The sequence below is a fragment of the Methylobacterium currus genome (assembly GCF_003058325.1).
In the GTDB taxonomy this organism is placed as follows: domain Bacteria; phylum Pseudomonadota; class Alphaproteobacteria; order Rhizobiales; family Beijerinckiaceae; genus Methylobacterium; species Methylobacterium currus.
Genome location: NZ_CP028843.1, coordinates 5632740 through 5649861, shown reverse-complemented (window position 1 = coordinate 5649861; position 17122 = coordinate 5632740). Strand labels below are relative to the sequence as shown.

The 17122-nt window shown below is 70.1% G+C and carries 15 protein-coding genes; 3 read left to right on the top strand and 12 right to left on the bottom strand.

Annotated elements, in window-relative coordinates; genetic code table 11:
* Window positions 1-19 precede the first annotated feature (19 nt).
* Window positions 20-253: a hypothetical protein gene (locus tag DA075_RS36990; protein WP_210207071.1), complete on the top strand. Its 234-nt coding sequence runs from the start codon at window positions 20-22 to the stop codon at window positions 251-253.
* Here the strand turns inward: DA075_RS36990 and DA075_RS26015 are convergent.
* The 10 genes from DA075_RS26015 to pal all read right to left on the bottom strand — a co-directional run bounded on the left by DA075_RS26015 (window position 222) and on the right by pal (window position 12826).
* A complete protein-coding gene (locus DA075_RS26015) occupies window positions 222-1898 on the bottom strand; it encodes an acyl-CoA dehydrogenase family protein (RefSeq protein ID WP_099955700.1) in 1677 nt (558 codons plus the stop codon). The two genes, DA075_RS36990 and DA075_RS26015, sit on opposite strands and share 32 nt — an antisense overlap.
* A gap of 191 nt (window positions 1899-2089) precedes the next feature.
* The gene (locus DA075_RS26010) at window positions 2090-2860 is read right to left on the bottom strand and encodes an SDR family NAD(P)-dependent oxidoreductase (protein WP_099955699.1); all 771 of its coding nucleotides are present in this window, start codon (window positions 2858-2860) and stop codon (window positions 2090-2092) included.
* Between the two features lie 133 nt (window positions 2861-2993).
* Entirely contained in the window at window positions 2994-3923 is a 930-nt protein-coding gene (locus tag DA075_RS26005) for an outer membrane protein (protein ID WP_099955698.1), read from the bottom strand.
* Between the two features lie 274 nt (window positions 3924-4197).
* Window positions 4198-5037, bottom strand: a complete 840-nt coding sequence (locus DA075_RS26000) for an outer membrane protein (RefSeq protein ID WP_099955697.1) — start codon at window positions 5035-5037, stop codon at window positions 4198-4200.
* Between the two features lie 178 nt (window positions 5038-5215).
* On the bottom strand, window positions 5216-6091 hold the full coding sequence (locus DA075_RS25995; RefSeq protein WP_099955696.1) for an outer membrane protein: 876 nt from the start codon (window positions 6089-6091) through the stop codon (window positions 5216-5218).
* A gap of 273 nt (window positions 6092-6364) precedes the next feature.
* Entirely contained in the window at window positions 6365-7708 is a 1344-nt protein-coding gene (glmM, locus tag DA075_RS25990; protein WP_099955695.1) for a phosphoglucosamine mutase, read from the bottom strand.
* A gap of 220 nt (window positions 7709-7928) precedes the next feature.
* Complete coding sequence (gene ftsH, locus DA075_RS25985; RefSeq protein ID WP_099955694.1) at window positions 7929-9851, bottom strand: ATP-dependent zinc metalloprotease FtsH; 1923 nt, start codon at window positions 9849-9851, stop codon at window positions 7929-7931.
* Window positions 9852-10000: 149 nt separating this feature from the next.
* Window positions 10001-11077 carry a tRNA lysidine(34) synthetase TilS gene (gene tilS, locus DA075_RS25980; protein WP_099955693.1) on the bottom strand — a complete coding sequence of 359 codons (1077 nt, stop codon included), beginning with the start codon at window positions 11075-11077 and terminating at the stop codon, window positions 10001-10003.
* A 38-nt stretch (window positions 11078-11115) separates the two neighbouring features.
* Complete coding sequence (ybgF, locus tag DA075_RS25975; RefSeq protein ID WP_099956810.1) at window positions 11116-12078, bottom strand: tol-pal system protein YbgF; 963 nt, start codon at window positions 12076-12078, stop codon at window positions 11116-11118.
* Between the two features lie 211 nt (window positions 12079-12289).
* Window positions 12290-12826, bottom strand: a complete 537-nt coding sequence (pal, locus tag DA075_RS25970) for a peptidoglycan-associated lipoprotein Pal (RefSeq protein WP_099955692.1) — start codon at window positions 12824-12826, stop codon at window positions 12290-12292.
* Window positions 12827-13198: 372 nt separating this feature from the next.
* Here pal and DA075_RS25965 point away from each other — a divergent pair, with 372 nt between their 5' ends.
* Complete coding sequence (locus DA075_RS25965) at window positions 13199-13651, top strand: response regulator (protein WP_099955691.1); 453 nt, start codon at window positions 13199-13201, stop codon at window positions 13649-13651.
* Between the two features lie 6 nt (window positions 13652-13657).
* On the opposite strand, the gene DA075_RS25960 is transcribed toward DA075_RS25965, so the two are convergent.
* Window positions 13658-14104, bottom strand: a complete 447-nt coding sequence (locus DA075_RS25960; RefSeq protein WP_099955690.1) for a low affinity iron permease family protein — start codon at window positions 14102-14104, stop codon at window positions 13658-13660.
* Window positions 14105-14431: 327 nt separating this feature from the next.
* On the opposite strand from DA075_RS25960, the gene mgtE reads away from it, so the two are divergent.
* Window positions 14432-15799: a magnesium transporter gene (gene mgtE / locus DA075_RS25955; protein ID WP_099955689.1), complete on the top strand. Its 1368-nt coding sequence runs from the start codon at window positions 14432-14434 to the stop codon at window positions 15797-15799.
* Window positions 15800-16018: 219 nt separating this feature from the next.
* On the opposite strand, the gene DA075_RS25950 is transcribed toward mgtE, so the two are convergent.
* Window positions 16019-17065 (bottom strand): TerC family protein, encoded by a 1047-nt coding sequence (locus tag DA075_RS25950; protein ID WP_099956809.1) that lies wholly within the window; start codon window positions 17063-17065, stop codon window positions 16019-16021.
* Window positions 17066-17122: the final 57 nt, after the last annotated feature.

Sequence of the window (17122 nt, the reverse complement as noted above, 5' to 3'; positions counted from 1 at the left end):
GGCGGCGCAAGTCCCGGCCGTGACCGGCCCGGTCACGGCGAGCGCCGGGGTCGCGCATCTGGACGACACGATGAGCTACGGCGAGGCGCTGAAGGCCGCCGACCTCGAACTCTACGCCGCCGAGGCCGCCGGCCGGAATTGCTGCGTCGCCGACCGCAGCGTCTACCGGGCGCGGGCGGCGCGACGGGATCGGGGCGCCGCCCGCGGCGCCCCGATCCGCCTTATTGCACTTCGAGCAGGCGCCGGGCGATGACCTGGGCCTGGATCTCCGCCGCGCCCTCGAAGATCGACAGGATGCGGGCGTCGCAGAGCAGGCGGCTCACCGGATATTCCAGGGCGAAGCCGTTGCCGCCATGGATCTGGAGGGCGTTGTCGGCGGCGGCCCAGGCGACGCGGGCGGCGAGCAGCTTCGCCATGCCGGCTTCCAGGTCGCAGCGCTTGCCCTCGTCCTTCTGGTGCGCGGCGAAGTAGGTGAGCTGGCGGGCGATGGCGATCTCGACCGCCATCATGGCGAGCTTGTCGGCGACGCGCGGGAAGGAGACCAGGGGCTTGCCGAACTGCACCCGCTCCTCGGCGTAGCGCAGGCCGACATCGAGGGCCGACTGGGCGACGCCGACGGCGCGGGCCGCGGTCTGGATGCGGGCCGATTCGAAGGTCTGCATCAGCTGGGCGAAGCCCTTGCCCTCGACGCCGCCGAGCAGGTTCGCGTCCGGCACCTCGAACCCGTCGAAGGCGAGCTCGTATTCCTTCATGCCGCGATAGCCGAGCACCTCGATCTCGCCGCCCGACAGGCCCTCGACCGGGAAGGGGTCCTCGTCGGTGCCGCGGGGCTTCTCGCCCAGCAGCAGCGACAGGCCCTTGTGGCCCGGCTCCTCGGGCTTGGTGCGCACCAGCACGGTCATCAGGTCGGCGCGGACCGGATGGGTGATCCAGGTCTTGTTGCCGGTGATCCGCCAGGTGTCGCCCTCCTTGACGGCCTTGGTGCGCAGCGACGCCAGGTCCGAGCCGGTATTCGGCTCGGTGAAGACCGCCGTCGGCAGGATCTCGCCGGAGGCGATCCTGGGCAGGAAACGGCTCTTCTGCTCCTCGGTACCGCCGCCGAGGATCAGCTCGGCGGCGATCTCCGAGCGGGTGCCGAGCGAGCCGACGCCGATATAGGCCCGCGACAATTCTTCCGAGACCACGCACATCGAGATCTTCGGCAGGCCCATGCCGCCGTATTCCTCGGGGATGGTCAGCCCGAACACGCCGAGCTCGGCCATCTGGCCAATGATCTCGAGGGGGATGTAGGCGTTCTGCTGATGCCAGTCATGGGCGTGGGGCGCGACCTCGGCCTGGCCGAAGCGGCGCATCTCGGCGCGGATCGCCTCCATGTCCTCGTCGAGGCCGGTCTGGCCGACCGTGGCGGCGCCCTGACCCTCGCGGATCAGCCGCACCAGGGCGGCGCGGTTCTGGGCGGTGTTACCTTCGGCGATCAGGGTCTCGACCGCCTCCGAGCGATGGCGCGCCACCTCCTGGGCCTTCAGGCCGAGGGACGAGGTCGGGCGCACCATCTCGCCCTGGCTCATCGGGATCCCGCCGAAGAGCTGCTCCAGGTACTCGCCGAGGCCGATCCGCACGAGGAGCGTCTCGGTCTCGCCCAGGCGGCCCTGGCCGGCGAGATGGGCGGCGTAATTGCCGAGCTGGGTGATCGCCTCGGCATAGGTCGAGAGCCAGGCGAGGCCGTGGGCGGCGTGCTGTTCGGCCTCCAGGCGCTCGGGCGAGAGCCGCCCGTCGGCCCCGATGAGGCCGGCGCGCACGCGCCGGGCGGCATCCGCGGCGAGCGCCTTCGCGGCGAGGCCCGCCTCCTGCGCGAGGGTGACGAGGTCGGTCGGGGCGGGGGCGGCCTGGGCGGACATCGGTCAGGTCTCCGGTCGATCTTTGCTGCGGTGCATACAGATAGCGGCGAATCACCGACCTGTAGAGGGGCCAACCTGCCGTTGCGGTCCGACTTTTTGGGGAGCCCGGATGAATGCGCCTCACGGCATGGCCGCTCAGCCGATGCTGCCGCAGCGGGCGATGCCGCCGATCGGGAGTTGGTGAGCGGCGCCTATTGCGCCGTCACGCCGCCGTCGATCACCATCTCGGCCCCGGTGACGAAGCCGGCCTCGTCCGAGGCGAGGTAGGCGGCGAGGCCGGCGATCTCCTCGGCGGCGGCGTTGCGGCCGAGCGGCACCGAGGATTGCAGGCGCCGGCGCAGCTCTTCCGGGCTGTAGCGGCTTCCGGCGGCGAGGTCCCGCAGCATGTCGGTCTCGGTGAAGCCCGGATGGATCGAGTTGCAGCGCACCCCGTAGGCCTGCCGCGCGCAATGCAGCGCGACCGACTTGGTAAGGAGCCGCACCGCCCCCTTCGAGGCGTTGTAGGCCGCGAGGTTGTGCCCGCCGACGATGCCGGAGACCGACGAGAGGTTGATGATCGCCCCACCGCGGCCGGCCGGCGGCTTCATCGCCCGCACGGCGTGGCGGCAGCCCAGGAAGGTACCGTCCACATTGACCGCCTGGACCCGATGCCAATCCTCCAGGGTGACGGATTCGATCGTGCCGACGACCGCGATCCCCGCATTGTTGACCAGCACGTCGAGGCCGCCGTGGCGGGCCACTGTGCGGTCGACGGCTTTGGCCCAGTCCTCGTCCTTCGTCACGTCGAGGGAGCAGGGATGGAAGGCCGGGTTCTCCGGCGCGACGCGTTCGGCTTCCGCCTCGTCGCGATCGGCGAGGATCACCGCCGCCGCCCCCTCGCGGGCGAAGCGCCGCGCGATCGCGAGCCCGATCCCCCGCGCGCCGCCCGTGACCAGGGCGACCTTGCCGGCCAGACGCTGCATCCGGGTTCTCCTCCCCTGTCCCGCCTCTTGTCCGGGCGGCTGGCCAGGGTGGCGCGCCCGGCGCGCGCCCGCAAGCCCGATCGACCAGATCCGATCGTCCAGATCGGATCGTCCGGGCGCAATCCTTGAGCAATCAGAACTTCATGGCCGCGCCGCCCCGCACGGTGTTGAGGTTCAGCTTGTGGCCGTCGAAGTCGTTGAACAGGACGTATTGATATTCCGCGCGCAGCAGCAGGTTCGGCGTGATGGCGTATTCCAGGCCCGCTCCCGCCGCGATGCCGCCGACGATCTTCTCCTTCGACGGCCGAAAGATATCGGGCGGAGCCAGGACGCTGCTGCCAGGGTCGTCCTGCAAGAAAGTCTTGTAGCCGTAATTGTTGACATACACTCGCTGCGAGGGATCGGTGAGGGCCTGGTTCTTGCGGTAGGCCGCCTGATCGTACTCGAAGCCGCGCACCGCCACCGTCTCGGCAATCTGGGCCCGGCCGATGGCGAAGCCGCCGGTCACGAAGGGCATGAAGCCGGCGACGGTGTAGCCGACGCGGGCCCGGAGGGTGGCATAGTCCTTGATCTGCGTCGTCGCGTCGCCTGAGAGGTCGGCCCCCCTGAGATAGCCCACATCATCGGTCTTCTGACGGCCGATGGCGTCGCTGCTACGGCCCTTCAAGCCGAGATGGGTATAGTCGAGTTCGACGCCGATCACGGTCTCGTCGAACTGATAGTTGACGCCCGCGAAGGCACCGAAGCTCGTCCCGTCCCGCCGCATGTCTTGGGCATGCAGGAGGCCGGAGGCACCGAGAGTCGATTCGATCGCGGTGGCGCGCAGAGCCTGGGCGACCGGGGAGCGGAACACATCGCCGAAGCCGAAGCTCGCGCTCGACCAGCCGCCATGGCCGCCGACATAGATGCCGTCCCAGATGTCCGGCGAGGGCGCGGCCGCCGGCTCGAAGGCACCGCCGCGCAGGACGCCATAGTCGAGATCCGCGGCCTGCGCCGTCATCTGCGCCGTCATGGGCGCCGCGACGCTCAAGCAGACGAGAAAACCAAAGCTCGCGAAACGCATCTGGGCTGCCCCTCGGCTCGTCGATCGGCAAAATTTGCCGTGCCGCTGGCAAGATGATGCCGTGGTAACCTTAATTTTCGGTTAGAGCGCTGATCGACCGCGCGCTCTCAGGCCACGCCTCATTGAGCTCTTGCTAATTTCCTCTACGTCAGAACAGAGCCCAAACTGGATAAACGTCCCTTCGATGGTCGACCATCTCTCCGCCCGACCTGAAATGCAGATCGCCCGGTGTGACGGGCACACCGGGCGATCGGTCAGGCTGATCTTGATCAGATCAATAGGTCAACCCGCCCAGCCCCGGCAGGGCGAGGCCGTTGCCGAAGGCCCAGCGCAGGCCGACCCGGAACTCGTTGGCGGCGATGTCCTTGATGCGGGTGTTCTGGTTGTAGACGTCGAAGCCAGTGCGCGCCTTGCCGACCTCGAGGTAGCGGTAGTTCGCGTCGATGCTCACGCCGGCGCCGATCTCGTAGGAGATACCCGCCATCGCCGCCCAGGCCAGGCCGACCGCGGTATGGTTGGCGCGGGCGTCGAAGCCCTGCGCCCCGATCTGGTAGCTGCCGTCGACGCCGCTGCCGCAGGCGGTGGTGAAGCAGGTGGTGCCGGTCCAGGCGTCGTGGAAGCGCTTGCTCGCCATGCCGACGCCGGCGCCGACATAGGGCGTGAAGCCCCACCAAGTGCCGAGATCGACGTAGACGTTGAACAGGCCGGTCAGGACGTCGAGCTTGCCGGCCTCGGTGTTGAAGCCCTCGACGAACAGCGTGCGCGAGGAATAGTCGCGGAAGCGGCTGCGGGTGCGCCCGTCGATGGTGACGTCGGCGCGCAGGAAGCTGTTGAAGCGGTAGCCGATGCCGCCGCCATAGCCGTCGGTGTCGCCGAGCCGGAAGCCGACGAGCTTGGCGCCCTCGGTGCCCGGCAGGGTGTCGTCCTTCGGGCGGCGGAAATCGCTCGCCGTGTAGTCGCCGCGCAGGTACCAGCCGGTGCCGATCTCCACCGGGGCCGCGAGAGGCGGCGGCGGCGGTGGAGGTGGCGGCAGCAGATCGGCGGCGAGCGCAGGCGCACCGAGCAGGCCGAGCCCGAAGGCTGCGACCGAGATGCAGTAACCGAACCGTGCCATTGGAGCCCTTTCCTGCCCCTTCGGCTCCTCAGCCGGGGCGTGCGTCTCGTGGGGATGATGGCGGGCCCGTGCGGCCCGATGACTGAAGGCAATGGAAGAAGTTTAGCGGCGACTTAACCCTAACGGCCCGCCGCCGGAATTTCCGGCGCCGGAGGCGCCGGAGTTGGCTCTTGAGGCGTCAGTACTTGCGCACCAGCGGCATCATCGGCGGCGGGGGCGGCTCGTAGGCGGCCACGACCGGCGCGCCGAACATCCAGCGCATGCCGAGCTTGATATCGTGGGACTCGAGCTCCTTGGCGCGGTACACCGTCTTCTGATCGCAGGCCGGCAGGCAGCTCACCACGCCGGTCTCGGCATCGCCCATGTTCAGATAACGGTAGGCGAGTTCGAGCTTCAGGTTGGGCGTGACCGCGTAGCTGAGACCGGCATGGGCGGCCCATGCGAAGTTCGTCTTGTCCTTGGACTTCCCGTAGCCGAAGCCACCCCCATAGATGCCTTGGCCCTGATCGGTCACGGACCCGAACATGTGGTGGGCGAAGCCCACGCCGGCGCCGACGAAGGGGGTGAACCCGTACCAGTTGCCGAGGTCGACGTAGCCGTTCGCTAGGCCGACGACGGACGAGAACTTGCCGGTCGTGAGGTTGAAGCCGCCACGGGTATCGTAGGAGAGATCCTCGGCCACGAAGCGCCAGTCGGTCTTCGAGCGGTACTCGCCGGTGACGTCGAAGCGCAGCCACGGATTGAACTGGTAGCCGACGCCGACGCCGACGAAGGCCTGGTCTCCGACTTGGTCCTGGATCGCACCGTACTTGTAGGGGATCGGGGGGGTCGAGACGTCCACGGCGATCGTCTTGCGCAGATCGAGGAGGCCGACGCCGACATCACCGCGCAGGTACCAGCCGCCGCCGACTTCCACCGGCGGGGGCGGAGGTGGAGGCGGAGGCGGAGGCGGCAGGAGATCGAGGTCGGCGGCGTGGACGAGGCCCGGCGCTGCCACGCTCGCAGCGAGCGTGAAGATGCGCGCCAGCGCGAGTGGCTTGCTGCGGCGGCCCATGACGGTTCCTTGTTGTGGAGGGCCGCGGGGACGTCGGGCGGCCATTCCGGAAGACGTCACGACTGTCGCCAGGTTCGGTAAACCCGCGCTTAACGTTAAGCCTTAGGGCTGAGAAAGAGTTGCACTTGACTGATCGGTGTCGTCGCCGGGGCGGGCGAGCGAGGATGCGAGCCCGGTCGGCACACACATCCTGCGCGCAATTCTACTGGCCGCTCGCGCAAAGGCTGTGGCGGAACGGAGGACGTCGCCGCCTCCGTTCCAGGCCCTGTCCGGTCAGGCCGCGACCTTGCGCAGGGCCTCGACCACATCGTCGACCACCCGCACCACGAGGTCGCGGTCGTCGCCCTCGGCCATCACCCGGATCACCGGCTCGGTGCCGGACGGCCGGATGACGAGGCGGCCGCCCTCCCCCAGGCGCTGCCTCGCGCCCTCGATGGCGGTGACGACGGAATCCTGGCGCAGCGGCTCGCCGCCGGCGCCGTAGCGCACGTTCTTGAGTACCTGCGGCAGCGGGTCGAAGCAGTGGCAGACCTCGCTCACCGGGCGCTGCTGGCGCTGCACCACGGAGAGAAGCTGGAGCGCCGCCACCAGCCCGTCGCCGGTCGTGGCGTAATCCGACATGATGATGTGGCCGGACTGCTCGCCGCCGAGATTGTAGCCGTGCTCGCGCATGTGCTCCAGCACGTAGCGGTCGCCGACGGCGGTGCGGACCATGCCGAGGCCTAAGCCCCCGAGATAGCGCTCGAGGCCGAGATTCGACATGATCGTGGCGACGATGCCGTTCTTCGACAGGCGGTCGTCCTCCTGCCAGGAGCGGGCGACCACCGCCATCAGCTGGTCGCCGTCGACCCGATGGCCCTTCTCGTCGACCACCAGCACCCGGTCGGCGTCGCCGTCGAGCGCGATGCCGATATCGGCGCGCAGCTCGCGCACCTTGGCGACCAGGGCCTCCGGCGCCGTCGAGCCGACGTCGCGGTTGATGTTGAAGCCGTCCGGCTCGGTGCCGATGGCGATCACCTCGGCGCCGAGCTCCCAGAGGGTCTCGGGCGCCACCCGATAGGCGGCGCCGTTGGCGCAATCGACCACCACCCGCAGGCCGTCGAGGGTCAGGTTGCGCGGCAGGGTGCGCTTGGCGAACTCGATGTAGCGGGCATGCACGCTCTCGATGCGCTTGGCGCGGCCGAGATCGGTGGAGCCGGCGAGCTTCGTCTGGAGGTTGGACTCGATCAGCCGCTCGATCTCTCGCTCGACGTCGTCCGACAGCTTGAACCCGTCGGGACCGAAGATCTTGATCCCGTTATCCTCGAACGGGTTATGGGAGGCCGAGATCATCACCCCGATATCGGCCCGCATCGAGCGGGTCAGCATCGCCACGGCCGGCGTCGGCATCGGGCCGAGCAGCAGCACGTCCATCCCCACCGAGGTGAAGCCCGCCACCAGGGCGGTCTCGATCATGTAGCCCGACAGGCGGGTATCCTTGCCGATCACCACGCGGTGACGGTGCTCCCCGCGCTGGAACACGAGGCCGGCGGCCTGTCCCACCTTCAGCGCGAGTTCCGGCGTGATGACGCCGTTGGCCCGGCCCCGGATGCCGTCGGTCCCGAAATACTTGCGCACGGCTGTCTTCTCCCTGTCCCAACCTGGGCCGTCCCGGCCGCCGGCGGGCAGCGCCGCGCAAGGCCGCGGTGCTGCCATCCCGAATGGGCGTCACACGTGGTCTGGGTTATTTTGAGGCTGTCTTGCAACGACAAGGGGCGGCGGGATCGCTCCCGCCGCCCCTTGCCCGAATCATCGAGCAGTGTGGATTCCGCGCCGCTCGGGCCACGGCGGCTGCCGCTCAGGCCTGCGGCTGCGGCTCGTAGCCGCCGTCATTCTCCCGCGGCCGGCCGCGGCCGGCGGAGGGGACCGGCGAGCCCCGGGTCGGGTTCGTCGGGTAGTCGCCGGCGTCGCGCACCGGCGGCTTGCCGTCGAGGAGGTCGCGGATCTCGTCGCCCGACAGAGTCTCGTATTCGAGGAGGCCGCGGGCCAGGGCCTCGAGGTCCTCGCGGCGCTCGCTGAGGATGCGGCGGGCATCCTGCAGGCCGGCCTCGACCAGGCGGCGAACCTCGGCGTCGATCTTCTGGGCGGTGGCTTCCGACACGTTCTGCTGCCGGTTGACCTGCATGCCGAGGAAGACCTCGTCGTTGTTCTCGCCGTAGGCGACGGTGCCGAGCTCAGGGCTGAAGCCCCAGCGGGTCACCATCATGCGGGCCAGCCGCGTCGCCTGCTCGATGTCCGACTGCGCGCCGGAGGTGACCTTGTCGTGGCCGAAGATCATCTCCTCGGCGACGCGGCCGCCCATCATGATGGCGAGGCGCGAGGTCATCTGCTCGAAGGACATCGACAGCTTGTCGCGCTCCGGCAGCTGCATGACCATGCCGAGCGCCCGGCCGCGGGGGATGATCGTCGCCTTGTGCACCGGGTCGGTCGCCGGGACGTTGAAGGCCACGATGGCGTGGCCGCCCTCGTGATAGGCGGTGAGCCGCTTCTCGTCCTCGGTCATGACGAGGGTGCGCCGCTCGGCACCCATCATCACCTTGTCCTTGGCGTCCTCGAACTCGTGCATCGTGACGATGCGCTTGCCGCGGCGGGCCGCCAGCAGCGCCGCCTCGTTGACGAGGTTCATCAGGTCGGCGCCCGAGAAGCCGGGGGTGCCGCGGGCGATCACCTTGAGGTCGACGTCGGGCGAGAGCGGCACCTTGCGGACATGGACGCGCAGGATGCGCTCGCGGCCGATCACATCCGGGTTCGGCACGATGATCTGGCGGTCGAAGCGGCCGGGGCGCAGCAGCGCCGGATCGAGCACGTCGGGACGGTTCGTCGCCGCGATGATGATGATGCCCTCGTTGGCCTCGAAGCCGTCCATTTCCACGAGGAGCTGGTTGAGGGTCTGCTCGCGCTCGTCGTTGCCGCCCCCGAGGCCCGCGCCGCGATGCCGGCCGACGGCGTCAATCTCGTCGATGAAGATGATGCAGGGGGCGTTCTTCTTCGCCTGGTCGAACATGTCGCGGACGCGGCTGGCGCCGACGCCGACGAACATCTCGACGAAGTCCGACCCTGAGATGGTGAAGAACGGCACGTTGGCCTCGCCCGCGACCGCCCGGGCGATCAGGGTCTTGCCGGTGCCGGGGGGGCCGACCAGCAGCACGCCGCGCGGGATGCGGCCGCCAAGCCGCTGGAACTTCTGCGGGTCGCGCAGGAACTCGACGATCTCCTGCAGGTCCTCCTTGGCCTCGTCGACGCCCGCCACGTCCTCGAAGGTCACGCGGCCATGCGCCTCGGTCAGGAGCTTCGCCTTGGACTTGCCGAAGCCCATGGCCCGGCCGGCGCCGGACTGCATCTGGCGCGACAGGAAGATCCAGGCCCCGATGAACACCAGGATCGGCAGCCAGTTGACCAGCAGCGCGATGAACCACGGCGTGTTGTCGGAGGGCGGACGGGCCGTGATGGTCACGCCCTTGCCCTGGAGCTTCGACACCAGCGAGGGATCGTTGGGCGCGTAGGTCGAGAACGTGCCGCCGCTCGTATAGGTGCCGCTCACCTCCTGGCCGGAGATGACCACGCTCTGGATGCGGCCCGCCTCGGCGTCGTTCAGGAGCTGGCTGTAGGCGATCTCCCCGCCGCCCGAGCGGTGACCCGGGTTCTGGAACAGGGTCACGAGGGCCAGCACCAGCAGGAAGATGACGACCCACAGGGCGAAATTGCGGAAATTGGGGTTCATCGAAGAGTCAATCCCTGAGGAGCGCGGTACCGTGCGGGCGTGCTGGGGTTGGGCACCGGCACTCGGATCGCAATGTAGGCACCCGCCCGGGGCTTGCCAAGTAATCGCCCGCGCCTGCGGCACCGCAGGCCGGCGGGCCGGGCCGGACGTCAGGTCGAATGCAGGCCCGGCGGGCGCCGCGGAGGCGCCGGGCTGAGGGTCAGCCGGCCGCCGCCGGCCGCCAGGAGGAGGCCCGCGACGGTGCGCCGGCAGGGGAGGCCCTGCCGCAGGGCGGGCAGGATCTCGCCGAGGACGATCCGCTCCAGCCGTTCCAGGCGCGGCGGATAGGCCGGCGCCTCGCCCTGTCGTCCCGCGTCGCCCTGGAAGGCCACGACGGCGAGCGCGACGGACCTCAGGGCCACCGCTTCCGGCAGGGCCGCGAGGCCGGTCCCGTCGAGGACGAGGCGCCCCTCCCCGCCCGGATCGGAGCGCCGGAGGTCGCTCAGGGCCGCCTCGGCGGCATCGCCCAGCGCCGCCTCGTCGCGGCGAAGGCGCGCGGCAAGGCGGGCGAGGCGCTCCGCAGTCAGCCCTTCCTCGGCGAGGAGCGGCAGCAGCCGCCGCAGGCGCGCACGGCCGAAGCGTGGGTCGATGTTGGAGGGATCGCGCACGAACGGCCAGCCCTGGTCCTCGCAGGTGGCGACGAGGCGGGCTTTCGGGATGCCCAGGAAGGGCCGGCCGAGGGTCAGGCCGTCCAGGGCCCGCGCCGGCGCCATCCCGGCGAGGCCGGCCGGACCGGATCCGGCGCAGAGGCGCATCAGTACGGTCTCGGCCTGGTCGTCGAGGGTGTGGGCGGTGAGGACGAGATCGACGCCGGCTTCGCGGGCGAGGTCGGCGAGCAGGCGGTAGCGCGCCGCCCGGGCCGCCTCCTGGAGGCGGGCCGGCGGTTTCGGGCCGGTCCAGGCGAGGACCCGGTGGGCGAAGCCGAGCCGGGCGGCGAGGCCGGCGACCTCCTCCGCCTCGGCGGCGGAGGCGGGGCGCAGGCCGTGATCGACGGTGGCGACGACGAGGGGAATCCCGGCTCCGCAGAGGGCGGCGCAGCCCATCAGCGCCGTCGAATCGGGCCCGCCCGATACGGCCAGCACGGCGCCCCGGTAGGCGGCGCCGCGACCGATCCAGGGCTTCAGGAGAGCGGCGCCCTCGGCCGGCCCGAGCGGTTCGTCGGGAGAGGATCCGTCCGGGCGGCTCACGCCGCTGGGCTCACGTTGCTTGGGTCACGTTGCCTGGCTCACGCCGCGCAGCGCGCGCGCCGCTGCTCCCGGTCGACCCCCTGCTTGACGGTCGAGGAGGCCTGCGGGAACTTGCGCTCCAGCTCCGCCAGGGTGGCGCAGGCCTGCTCGCGGGCACCGAGGGCGTTGAGCGAGGCACCGAGCTTCAGCATCGCGTCCGGCGCCTTGCGCGAGCGGGCATAGTCGGTCGAGACCTTCAGGAACTGCTCGGCCGCCTCGCGGGTGCGGTTGCGCTGCAAGTAGCTCTCGCCGAGCCAGTAGGTCGCGTCCGGCACCAGGGCATCGCGGGGATGCGACTGGATGAACTGGCGCAGGCTCATCTCGGCCTGCTCGTATTGGCGCTGCAGCACGTAGGCGTAGGCCACCTCGTAATCGGCCTTCGCGTCGCCGGTGCCGGTGGCGGCGACGCTGGCCGAGGGCCGCGGCGCCGGGGCCGGAGCGGCGGCGGCCGGGCGGGACGGCGGGCGCAGGTCCACCGGCTCGCCGTAATCGGGCGTGTCGTCCTCGATGGCGGCCCGGGGCGGGGCGAGGGCGGCGGTGGTGCTCGGGGTCGCGGCGGCGGCGGCCGCGGATCGCGGCGCCTGCGAGGGCGTCGCGGCGCCCGACCCCTGGGTGCTGCCAAGCGCCTGGGGTGCACCCGGCGCGCCGGGGTTCTGGGACGGGTCGAAGGCGTCGCTGCGCTTCTGGGGCTTCGGCTGCGGGGTCGCGGCAGCCGGGCGCTGCCCACCCTTCTGCTCCTGGAAGCGGAACTCGACGTCCTCCTGGAACTTGCGCAGCTGCTCCTTGAGCTGGCGGTTCTCATATTGGAGCGACTCGATCTGGCCCGCCATCTGGCGCGACTGGTTCTCCAGCCGGTTGAGGCGCACCACGAACTCGGCGGCGTCCTGGGCCGCGGCCGGGCACGCGGCGGCGAGGGCCAGACCTGAGACGGCGAGGGGGGCGAGGAGCAGGCGGCGAAGCATGGCGGGGCGCATCACGGCTCGGGTCAGGCGGCGGGTCCGCACTCGGGAGCGCGGGTTAGCAGATGCCGCGCCTCCGGGCAAAAGGGACGGCGCAAGGCCGCCCCGTCCATCTCGGTCACGAGGCGGCGCACCGCCTTTTCCAGTTCGGGAACAGGGCGGCTCGGGCCGCCTCGTCCGGCTCCGGAACAGGGCGGCTCGCGCCGCCCCTGCCTCACGAGCCGGCGCCGCCGTCCAGCACCGTGACGGCGCGGCGGTTCTGCGACCAGCACGAGATGTCGTTGCAGACCGCCACCGGGCGCTCCTTGCCGTAGGAGACGGTGCGCATGCGGTTCGACCCGATGCCCCGGGAGGCGAGGTAGTCCCGCACCGCCTGGGCGCGGCGGGCGCCGAGGGAGAAGTTGTACTCGCGGGTGCCGCGCTCGTCGGCATGGCCCTCGATCAGGAACGTGTAGCGCGGGTAGCGCGACAGCCACTGCGCCTGCTTGTCGAGGGTGGCGGTGGCGGTGGCGCTCAAGTCGGTCGAGTCGGACTCGAAGAAGACCCGGTCGCCGATATTGACCACGAAATCCTGGGCGCTGCCCGGCGTCGCGGGACCGCCGCGGCCGCCCATCCCTCCGGCTCCCCCGGCTCCGTAGGCCGCCGAGGCGTCGGCAAGGTCGTTGTTGCTCGCGCAGGCCGCCATCGACAGGGCGAGCCCGAGAGCGGCGGTGATCTTGAGCGCACGCAGGGGCGCGAGCGGCAGCGGCATCGACTCAAACTCCTCTGGCGGTCCTCCGACGAGACCGCACCCGGCGAGGCCCGAACCGCACGAGGAGCCCGGCGACGCCGCTTCACGACACGCGATCGTCCATAGCCCCGGCCGGTTAAGCGAAGGTTCCGTCAACCTTGACGGGGCCTTGCGCCTCAAGCGGGACCGCCGCTTCCGCCGCCTCAAGGCCGAGCCTCGGCGACGGCGCGCGGTGAGCCCCAGACACCGCGCAAATACGGCTACGCTGCGGCGCGGGATGCGGTCGCGATGAACGCCCGGCGGATGTTGCATTCTCACAACATCACGCCCGTTGACGCTTCGTTAACCAAGAGAGCCGACCGTCGCCGGATCGACGATCGAGATTCTCCCGTGATGCTCGACCCCCTGCCGACGTCCTGGCCGGCGCCCAGGCCCTGCGTCCTGATCGTCGAGGACAGCTACATGCTGCTCGAGCTGCTGGTGACCCTGTGCGAGCAGCACGGCGTCGCGACGCTGGGTGCGGCGAGCGGCGAGGCGGCACTGGCTCTGCTGCGCCAGCACGGCTCGCGGATCGGCTGGCTCCTGACCGACATCCGGCTCCCCGGCCCCATCGACGGCTGGCACGTGGCCGAGGCCTACCGAGAGATCCAGCCGCACCGGCCGGTGATCTATTCCTCGACCACCGCCACCCTGAAACGCCCGGCCGTGCCCGGCAGCACCTTCGTCACGAAGCCCTTCGTGATCGCCGATATCCTGCGCCTCGCCCGGATGATGGCGAACGAGGCCGAGGCGTCCGACGCTGATACATGTCCCCGCACTGATACCTGGCGCCAGCTCTGCGCGTGAGCGGGCTCACGCCCCCGTCGCGGCCCGGGCCGCCGCCGCGGCCTTGGCGTTGGCGGTCTCCTCGGCGGCATCCGCCACGTCGCCGAGATGGAAGTTCCTCGCCCGCGCCTCGCAGCGGGCGCGCAGGACGTCCAGCTCCTCCTCGGTCAGGTGCTCGATGCCGATATAGGCGTTCTGGGCCGCGCTCGCCCGGATCAGCTCGTCGAGCTTGGCCTGGATCGCCGCACCGTCGCGGTTCTGGGTGTTCTGGATCAGGAAGACCATCAGGAACGTCACGATCGTCGTGCCGGTGTTGATGATCAGCTGCCACGTGTCCGAGTAGTGGAACAGCGGGCCCGTCACCGCCCAGACCGCGATCAGGAGCAGGCTCGCCGCGAAAGTGCCGGGACGGCCCGCCGCCCGCGCGACCGAGGCGGCGAAATCCGAGAAGGTGCGGACGCGTGTCGTGGCCATCGTGGCTCCCGCGGCGGCCCGGGCTCATGGAAGATTTCCCTAATGTTTCCAGAGGCTCCGGGCTGGTGAATGCCCGGATGACGAATCCCGATCCTGCGCCCACGGTTCCCCTCTTGACGCAGGCGGCGGCTCGGCGCAGTGACGGGCCGCTCGCGGCGCGCTCTCGCGCCCCTGCATCCCCGGACAACCTCAACCCCATGCCGAGCGACAGTCACAGTCGACCGCCCTTGCCGTCTCCGGCCTGAGGTCCCGCGCGCTTCGCCTCCGGCGGCTCACCGCGACCGGCCGGGGACGGCCGGCCGACGCCCGCGCCCCAACAGGTGAGCCATGACCGACACTGTGATCGACGTCCCCGTCGAGCCCGCCACCCTCGCTGCGCGCCTCGCCGACGAGAGCGCCCCCGACATCGTCGAGGCCCTGAACCGGGAGGCGCCGGAGGTCGCGGCCGCCATCCTGCTGAGCCTGCCGCACGAGCGCGCCGTCGAGGTGCTGGACCAGCCCGAGCTCGACTGCGCGCCCGACATCATCGAGATGCTGCCGCGCGACCGCGTCGCCTCGTTCCTGTCGGGCATGTCGGCCGACCGGGTCACCGACGTGATCCGGGAGATCGAGGAGCCGGGCCGCTCGGACCTGCGCGCCCGCCTCGATGCCGAGACCCGCGGCGCGGTCGACAAGCTGATCGCCTATCCGGAGGAGAGCGTCGGCTCGATCATGACGACCGAGTTCGTCGCCGTGCCGACGACCTGGACCGTCGGGCTCACCCTCGACTACATCCGCAAGGTCGAGCGCACCCGCGAGACCGTCTACTCGATCTTCGTGCTCGATCCGCGCACCGGGGCGCTCGCCAAGGCGGTGCCCCTGCGCCGCCTGATCACCGGTAACCCCGAGGACAACATCCTGTCGGTGGCGCCGAACCGCCGCCCGGTGGTGGTTTCGGCCGATGCCAGCCGCGACGAGGCGGCCCGGCTGATCTCGAAATACGACCTCCTCGCCGTGCCGGTGGTCGATGCGTCGAACCACGTCGTCGGCATCGTCACCGTCGACGACGTGATCGACGCGATGATCCAGAAGCAGACCGAGGACGTGCAGCGCTTCGGCGGCATGGAGGCGCTCGACGAGCCCTACATGTCGATCAACTTCCTGACCATGATCCGCAAGCGGGCCGGCTGGCTCTGCGTGCTGTTCCTGTCCGAGATGCTCACCGCCAGCGCGATGCAGGGGTTCGAGGGCGAACTGGAGAAGGCCCTGGTCCTGACCCTGTTCATCCCGCTCATCATGAGCTCGGGCGGCAATTCGGGCTCGCAGGCGACCTCGCTGCTGATCCGGGCGCTCGCCCTGCACCAGGTGCGCCTGCGCGACTGGTGGCGGGTGGCGCTCCGCGAGATCCCCGCCGGCCTGACGCTCGGGGCGATCCTCGGCACGATCGGCGTGGTGCGGATCGTGATCTGGCAGAAGCTCGGCTTCTACGATTACGGCGAGCACTGGTTCCTGGTCGCCGCCACCGTCGGCACTGCGCTCGTCGGCATCGTGCTGTTCGGCTCGCTCACCGGCTCGATGCTGCCCTTCATCCTCCAGCGCGTCGGCTTCGACCCGGCCACCGCCTCGGCCCCGTTCGTCGCGACGCTCGTCGACGTGTCGGGCCTGGTGATCTACTTCACGGTGGCGCTGGTGATCCTGAGGGGGACGTTGCTCTAAGGGGCCGACCTTCGGTCAGGCTTCCGAGGGACCGTCACACCCGTCCCTCGTCATTCCGGGGCCGCGAAGCGGAGCCCGGAATGACCCCGAGGGTCAGTGATGGCTGTGGGGGAGATGCAAGCAGGCTCCCGAACGAAAGCCGTGTGAGCGTCTGCTGCGGTCCGATGAGCCCAATCGAAAGGGGGCCGCCGCAGCGCCCCCCTCAACCCCAAGCCCCACTCACCCGTGGCTGCTGCCGAGCCGTTCGTGCGGCACCTCGGCCCGGGGCGGGACGGCGGCGGGTGCCCCCGCCGCGCCGCGGGTGCGCCAGAGGCTGTAGACGACTCCACCGGCGAGCAGGACCACGGTGACCACCAGGGCGACCCAGGGCTGGATCTCGATCAGCCCGAACGTGTCCGCCACCACGATCTTCAGGCCGATGAAGATCAGGATTAGGGCGAGGGCCGTCTTCAGGTAGGCGAAGCGGTCGACCATCGCCGCGAGGGCGAAGTAGAGCGCACGAAGTCCCAGGATCGCGAAGATGTTCGAGGTGTAGACCACGTAGGTGTCGGTGGTAATGGCGAAGATCGCCGGGACGCTGTCAACGGCGAAGATCACGTCGGCGCCGTTCACCAGAACCAGCGCGAGGGCGAGCGGGGTGAGCCAGCGCACCGGCTTGCCGGTGCTCGGATCGGGCCGGCGGGTAGTGAAGTTCTGGCCGTCGAGCTGGTCGGTCACGCGCATGTGCTTGCGCATGAACGCGGTGAAGCGGTCGGCGGATTTGTTCTCGCCCTCCTCCTCGTCGCCGGAGACCAGCATCTTGATGCCGGCATAGATCAGGAAGGCGGCGAAGATCGTCAGCACCCATTCGGCCTGGTGGACGAGGGCGGCGCCGAGCCCGATCATCAGGCCGCGCAGCACGATCGCCGCCAGGATGCCCCACAAAAGCACCCGGTGCTGCGCGTTGCGGGGAATGCCGAGATACCCGAAGATCACCGCGATCACGAAGACGTTGTCCATCGACAGCGACTTCTCGACCACGAGTCCGGCCAGGTACTCCTGCCCCGCCTGCGGGCCGATATACCACCAGACCCAGCCGCCGAAGATGAGGCCGAGGGTGAGATAGAAGGCGGTGAGGAGCAGGCTCTCCTTCACGCCGATCTCGCGGCTCTTGTCGCGATGCAGGAGACCGAGATCGAGGGCGAGCAGGATGAAGATGATGGCGTGGAAGCCGAGCCACATCCAGACCGGCTTGCCGAGCCATGTCATGTACAGAAAATCAACCATCGCGGGACCGTGATGCTTCGAGGAGGAAAGCATCGGCTCCGACATCACGAGCGCGAG